We start from the raw sequence: 6,687 nt of genomic DNA, 5'->3' as shown, positions 1-6,687 counted from the left end.
AGCAGCAGAAAAGATGGCCGCGTGAGAACCGAAAATAATGTCCAAAATTACTGGACCAGTTCAAGCCCGCTCCCACAGGTGTTGCGACATCGCTGTCAGGCGATTGGGCCGCGCGGGTAGCGTTTGAGCTTTTCGATCAGCTCGGAACCCGGGATCGGTCGGTCGAACAGGTAGCCCTGACCGACGTCGCAGCGGTGGCGGCGCAGAAAGGCGAGCTGCTCCGCCGTCTCGATGCCTTCAGCCACGACCTTGAGTTTCAGGTTGTGGGCCATGGCGATTACCGCGGAGGTGATTTCCATGTCGTCCTGGTTGTCCGGGATTTCGTGGATGAAGCTTCGATCGATCTTGATGATGTCGATCGGGAATTTTTTCAAGTAGCTGAGCGACGAGTAACCGGTGCCAAAGTCGTCCATCGCCAGGGTCAGGCCCAGACGCTTGAGTTGGTCGAGTTGCAAGTGGGTGTCTTCGGTGGCTTCCAGCAGCAGGCCTTCGGTCAGCTCCAGCTCCAGCAGGTTCGCCGGCAGCGCTTCTTCCTTGAGGATGTTGGCGATGGACGCTACCAGGTCCGGGTCGGAGAACTGCTTGGGCGACAGGTTGATCGCCACTTGCAGATTACCGAGGCCGGCGGCGGTCAGGTCTTTGCTCATGCGGCAGGCCTGGCGGGCGATCCATTTGCCGATCGGGATGATCAGCCCGGTTTCTTCGGCGACGCTGATGAACTGGTCCGGGCGGATCATGCCCTTTTCCGGATGGTTCCAGCGCAGCAGCGCTTCCATGCCCAGCAAGCGACCGCTGCGCAGGCACAGCTTGGGCTGGTAGAACACGTCCAGCTCGTTCTGGGTCAGAGCGCGACGCAGGTTGTTTTCGACGAACAGTTTGTAGCTGGCCTCGGCATTCAGCGCTTCGGTGAACACCTGTACCTGGTGTTTGCCGTTGGCCTTGGCCTTGTGCAGCGCCAGGCCGGCGTTGCGCATCAGCGTCTGTGGGTCGCGGCCGTGTAGCGGCGCACACGCCAGGCCCACGGAGCCGGTGACGCTGATCAATTGGTTATCGACGAACATCGGTTTGTCGAGGGTCGCCAGCAATTGGTTGGCGACCTGTTGGCCAGTCGAGAGGTCAGTGTCGTCCAGCAGCACCGCGAATTCGTTACTGGCGAAGCGCGCCAGACTGCCGCTCGGGCTCAGGCTATTGCGCAAGCGCCGGGCCAGGCTGATCAACAGCTTGTCGCCGGTCTGGTGGCCGAGGCTGTCGTTGATACGTTTGAAGTTGTCGATGTCCACCAGCAACAGGCTGATCGGCGTGTCGCTGTCTCGGGCGAAGCGTTCGTCGAGGTTGCGGATGAACGCCGGGCGGTTGCCGAGGTTGGTCAGGTTGTCGGTGTAGGCCAGGCGCTCGATGCGCTGCTGGGCGAGTTTGGTCTGGGTGATGTCTTCGTAGATGCCGATGTAGTGCGTCAGCTCACGGTTGTCGCCATAGACCTTGGAAATCGACAACTGGCCCCAGTAGGGTTCGAGGTTTTTACGCCGGCTCTTGAACTCGCCCTGCCAGCTATTGCTTTTGGCCAGCGCCGACGGCGCATCGAACAGCAGTTCGCTGAGGTTTTCCAGCGCCGGCAATTCCGACAGCCGCTGGCCGTGGACTTCCTCGGTGGTGTACTGGGTGATCGCGGTAAAGCTTGGGTTGACGTACTCCACCACGCCGTCGCAATTGACCAGCAGAAAGGCGTTGGCGCTTTGCTCCACCGCACGCTGGAACAGGTGCAGAGCGTTGGTGGCGGTGCGGCGGTTGTGGTTGTTGATGACTTGGGCGAACTGATCCGCCAGCTCGCCGGCAAAGGCGATTTCGTCCGACTGCCAGGCGCGGGTCGCACCGGTCTGCTCCAGGCAGAGCACACCGACCACTTGGCCATCGATGCGGATGCTGGCGTCGAGCATGGCGTTGACGTCGCGCGGGCGAAGGCTCTCGGCTATTTCCCGGGTGCGCGGGTCGCGCATGGCGTTGTGGGCATCGATAGCGCGCCCGGCGTGCAAGGCGTCGAGGTAATCGGGGAAACCGCTGACGTCGATTGGCTCCGGCAGTCGGTGACCCCGGGTGACGCGGTGATAGGCGGAGATCGGCGTCAGTAGCGAGCCGTCGAGGTTCCACAGGCTGGCGCAGTCGACTTCGTAAATGTCGCAGGCGCTGCGAGTGATCAGTTCGGCAGCTTCTTGCAGGGAATTGTTGGTGCTGTAGCGCTGGCGGGTCAGCAGCAGAATCAGGTCTTGCTGGGCGCGCACCCGGTCCAGGTGCTGCAGTTGTTCCTGCTGGGCGCGTTGATTGAGTTCCAGGGCGATTTGCAGGCGTGAGTTCTGGGTTTCCAGGTCCAGCGCCGGCAGCAGCGGTTCACCGATGAACAGGCCGTCTACCACCATCAGGTAACCGCGCAGCAGGTGGCGATTGTGTTGTTTGTAGGCTTCGCCCAGTTCCAGCAGGCTCAGTACGCCTGCGGCGGTGTGCAGGGTATAGCGGATCAGGTAATGCGGGCTTTCGGCGAGTTGCTGCTGGATCGTGTCGTGCAGTTGATAGCGCGCTTCGGGCTCCATCAGGCTGGCATAGGGCGAGCCGACCAGAGCACAGAGCTCCACTGCCGGCAGGCCAAACTGTCGTTCGCAATTGGGGTCGAGAAACAGCAGCGCCCAGCTCGGTTCATTCAGCCGTTCGAAACGCAGCATGCCGAGCCGCGAGGGCACAGGCAACTGCGTCACTACCTCGGCCACCATACGGCTGGCGGCATCGGGTTGGCTCTTCATATGGAGGGAAACTCGCTTCGAATATGCTGATCGCGCCGGGCTCTCGCCCTCTTTACTGTTGTCTGCGGCAAGGTTGCATCATTGCGACACCGACTGACAAGAGACATGAAGGCCAAGTGCTATAAGAATATGTCGGCAGGCGTGAAGAATTCTCCAGCGAGGTGTCTAAAAGTAATGCAGTGAGTCAAAAAATCGCAGCCTTCGGCAGCTCCTGCAAGGCTGCGATCTTTTCCGGGATCAACGCAATTTTATGGTTATCGACTGCAGTTGCTTGCCATCCCGATCGTGATAATTGACGCGAACCTGTTCAGCATCGACGACCAGATGCGCGAAATTATCCTGGCTGATCACCTCACTGGTCAGCTCGTGCCGATAATCTCCCGCGGCCGTTCGGGCCAACGCTTGGTCGAGAATGAACATGGATGCCTTGGCATACGGCAGCAGTTTGCTGTTGCACAGTGGTGAAGACACGATGGTGTGAACTTCGAAGTCCGGATTCTCGCTGTGGGTCAGGCGACTGGTCAGCGAGCCATGGACATCGCCGGAAATGAACAAGACGTTCTTGATGCCGTGCATACGAATCGTCTCCAGCAGCCGTAGTCGTTGCTCCGGGAAGGCTTTCCAGGCGTCATCACCGTGAAGCTTGCGGTCGGGGTAGAACATGACGCTGGTGACCACGAATTTGACCCGGGCCGTGCTGTTGATCAGCCATTTGAGCAGCGCCTGTTCCTGCTCTTCGTCAAGGATGCGCCGGTCGCTGGCCGACAGATTGCGTCGGGTTCGGCTGTCGGTGATAAACCATTCGATATCGCCATCGGAGAATTGATACCAATACTGTTGAAGTTTCCTGCTTACTTGCCCGTTGGTAATTAACTCATGGGCAGGGCTGTGGCTGGCTTGATATAACTCATATGCCGCCATGGCATTTTTGTATAAATAAGCATCGGACTTACTCTCATTGGCGGGCCAGTTGTCTTCAATTTCATGGTCATCAAGGATCATGTAAGTTGGCACGCCGGACATTAACTTTGAGATATGAGGCTGCGAAAAAGCCGTGCGGTATTTTCTGAGAATGTCCTTGTATTCCCGGTCGGGGGCCACGAGATTCAGGTCGTCTACGTAGATTTGGTCGCCCGTCATCAGCATGGCGCTGATGGGCGGCTCGGCGCGTTCCGCCAGGCTTGTGATCGAGGCAAAGATCCGGTCGCCCAAGTGCGGGGCCGATGCAATGCCGGCGGTCATTCGCAGGTAACGACATGAACCGACGACATACGCCCGTGGTGTCGTGGTTTTGCTGGACTGAGTGCGAAAACGGTAGGTCTCCCGCGGCCATTGAAGTGGCAATTCCTGAACCGTCTCCACGGTATGCACCGGGCTCATGGGGCTGAACCAACCCGCCTGGTATTCATAGTCTGTATCGGTGGCGAGATTGCTGAGGGCAATGACATCGGACATGTCACGCAAAACGGTCAGTTTTGCATAGAGTCCTTTGGACCAATGCTCATCCCCCGTGCGTCGATAACGAATACCTGCAAATACCAAGGCATCATTCTGTAATTCACCGCGCAAGAAAATGCGGGCATGGTTAGTTGTGGTGTGGCCAATAATTGGCCCGACAGTCGGTTTGAACATGTTCGAATCCATTCGAAGTAATACTAACTAAGCAGGTTAAGTTGTCGAGGTTTCTATTAGAAAATCTCCAAACTAATCCTAGTTATTGACTCGCTAAAAATATCAGACGGAAGTGGACTCGAGTTGTAGGCGGCGTAAGCCATGAATGTAGGAATAGAGCTCGGAGGCGGAGGGCTTTTTTCAGGGCAAAAAAAGCCCCGCCAAATTGACGGGGTTGAGGTACGAGCGTGGCGCTCGGAAAACATGGACGCGACTGGCCCTCCGGTGAAGGAGGGCCGGCCGGTGTTACAGCAGGATGGTACGGATGTCCGCCAGCAGGTCGCTCAGACGCTTGGTGAAGCGTGCAGCAGCGGCGCCATTGATCACACGGTGATCGTAGGACAGCGACAGGGGCAGCATCAGTTTCGGCTGGAAGGCTTTGCCGTCCCAGACTGGCTGGATGGTTGCCTTGGAAACACCGAGGATCGCCACTTCCGGCGCGTTGACGATCGGCGTGAAGCCGGTGCCGCCAATGTGGCCGAGGCTGGAAATGGTGAAGCAGGCGCCTTGCATGTCATCAGCGGTGAGCTTTTTGTCGCGGGCTTTGGCGGCCAGCGCAGCGGCTTCGGCTGCCAGTTGCAACAGGCTCTTCTGGTCGACGTTCTTGATGACCGGTACCAGCAGGCCTTCAGGGGTGTCGACGGCGAAGCCGATGTTCACGTACTTCTTGCGGATGATCGCCTTGCCGCTTGGCGCCAGCGAACTGTTGAAGTCTGGCAGTTCCTTGAGCAGGTGCGCGCAGGATTTGAGCAGCAGCGGCAGGATGGTCAGCTTGACGCCAGCCTTCTCTGCAACGGCTTTCTGAGCGTTGCGGAACGCCTCCAGGTCGGTGATATCAGCCGAATCGAACTGAGTCACGTGAGGAATGTTCAGCCAGCTGCGGTGCAGGCTCGACGCGCCGATTTGCATCAGGCGAGTCATCGGCACTTCTTCGGTTTCACCGAAGCGGCTGAAGTCCACGACCGGAATCGGCGGGATGCCCGCGCCGCCGGTTGCGCCAGCCGCAGCGGCCGGTGCTTCCTTGGCTTTCTGCATCATGGCTTTGACGTAAACCTGCACGTCTTCTTTCAGCACACGACCGTGCGGGCCGCTTGGGCTGACCGCGCTCAGCTCGACGCCGAACTCACGGGCCAGTTGGCGCACCGCCGGGCCTGCGTGAACCTTGGCGCCTGGCTTGGCTGGAGCAGCGGCCGGAGCCGCGGCAGGTGCGGCAGGTGCCGGAGCAGCAGGTGCAGCGGCGGCTGGAGCAGGCGCAGCCGCTGGAGCCGGAGCCGCAGCAGGAGCCGCGCCTTTGACTTTCAGCTTCAGAATCAGGTCGCCGGTACCGACTTCGTCATCCAGCTTGATGGAAACGCTTTCCACCACGCCAGCGGCAGGCGATGGAATTTCCATGCTCGCCTTGTCGGATTCCAGGGTGATCAGCGACTGGTCGGCGGTGACGGTATCGCCAGCCTTGACCAGTACTTCGATGATCTTGGCCTTGCCCGCCGAACCAATGTCCGGGACGTGAATGTCCTGAACAGTGTCGGCAACCGGAGCAGCAGGCGCGGCGGCTGGAGCAGCAGCGGCTGCCGGAGCAGGCGCAGCAGCCTGGGCTGGCGCGGCCGCGGCCGGTGCAGCAGCGCCTGCCACTTCCAGATCCAGAATCAGATCGCCGGTGCCGACTTCGTCGTTGAGCTTGACGCTGATGGCTTTGACCACGCCAGCGGCAGGCGATGGAATTTCCATGCTCGCCTTGTCGGATTCCAGGGTGATCAGTGACTGATCAGCCTCGACGGTGTCGCCGACCTTGACCTGGATCTCGATGATCTGGGCCTTGCCCGACGAACCGATGTCCGGCACGTGCACTTGCTGAACGCTGGCCGCAGCCGGCGCAGCAGCCGGAGCAGCGGAGGCAGGCGCGGCAGCTGGTTTAGCTTCAGCCTTGGCGGCTGGCGCAGCGGCAGCCGCAGCGGCAGCCGCAGCGGCAGCCGCAGGGGCCGCAGCAGCGGCACCTTCGACTTCCAGCTCCAGCAGTTCGTCGCCTTCTTTCAGACGGTCGCCCAGCTTCACTTTCAGGCTCTTGATGATGCCGGCCTTAGGCGCAGGCACTTCCATGCTCGCCTTGTCCGATTCCAGCGTCAGGATGCTCTGGTCGGCTTCGATACGGTCGCCGACCTTCACAAACAGTTCAATTACTTCACCTTCACCGCTGCCGATGTCAGGTACGCGAATGAGTTCGCTCACA

3 protein-coding genes are annotated in these 6,687 nt (G+C 59.7%); all 3 read right to left on the bottom strand.

Translation table 11 applies throughout. From position 1 onward, the window contains the following. Positions 1-95: 95 nt before the first annotated feature. The 3 genes from IC37_RS23925 to aceF all read right to left on the bottom strand — a co-directional run bounded on the left by IC37_RS23925 (position 96) and on the right by aceF (position 6,686). Complete coding sequence (locus IC37_RS23925; RefSeq protein ID WP_030130438.1) at positions 96-2,789, bottom strand: bifunctional diguanylate cyclase/phosphodiesterase; 2,694 nt, start codon at positions 2,787-2,789, stop codon at positions 96-98. Between the two features lie 237 nt (positions 2,790-3,026). Continuing rightward, positions 3,027-4,421 (bottom strand): alkaline phosphatase D family protein, encoded by a 1,395-nt coding sequence (locus IC37_RS23920; protein WP_030130439.1) that lies wholly within the window; start codon positions 4,419-4,421, stop codon positions 3,027-3,029. A 285-nt stretch (positions 4,422-4,706) separates the two neighbouring features. Continuing rightward, positions 4,707-6,686, bottom strand: a complete 1,980-nt coding sequence (gene aceF / locus IC37_RS23915) for a dihydrolipoyllysine-residue acetyltransferase (protein ID WP_095920385.1) — start codon at positions 6,684-6,686, stop codon at positions 4,707-4,709. Position 6,687: the final 1 nt, after the last annotated feature.

It is taken from the genome of Pseudomonas sp. QTF5, assembly GCF_000512695.2.
GTDB lineage: Bacteria > Pseudomonadota > Gammaproteobacteria > Pseudomonadales > Pseudomonadaceae > Aquipseudomonas.
The sequence above is the reverse complement of the archived record's forward strand: the minus strand, read 5'-3'. Positions and strand labels throughout refer to the sequence as shown.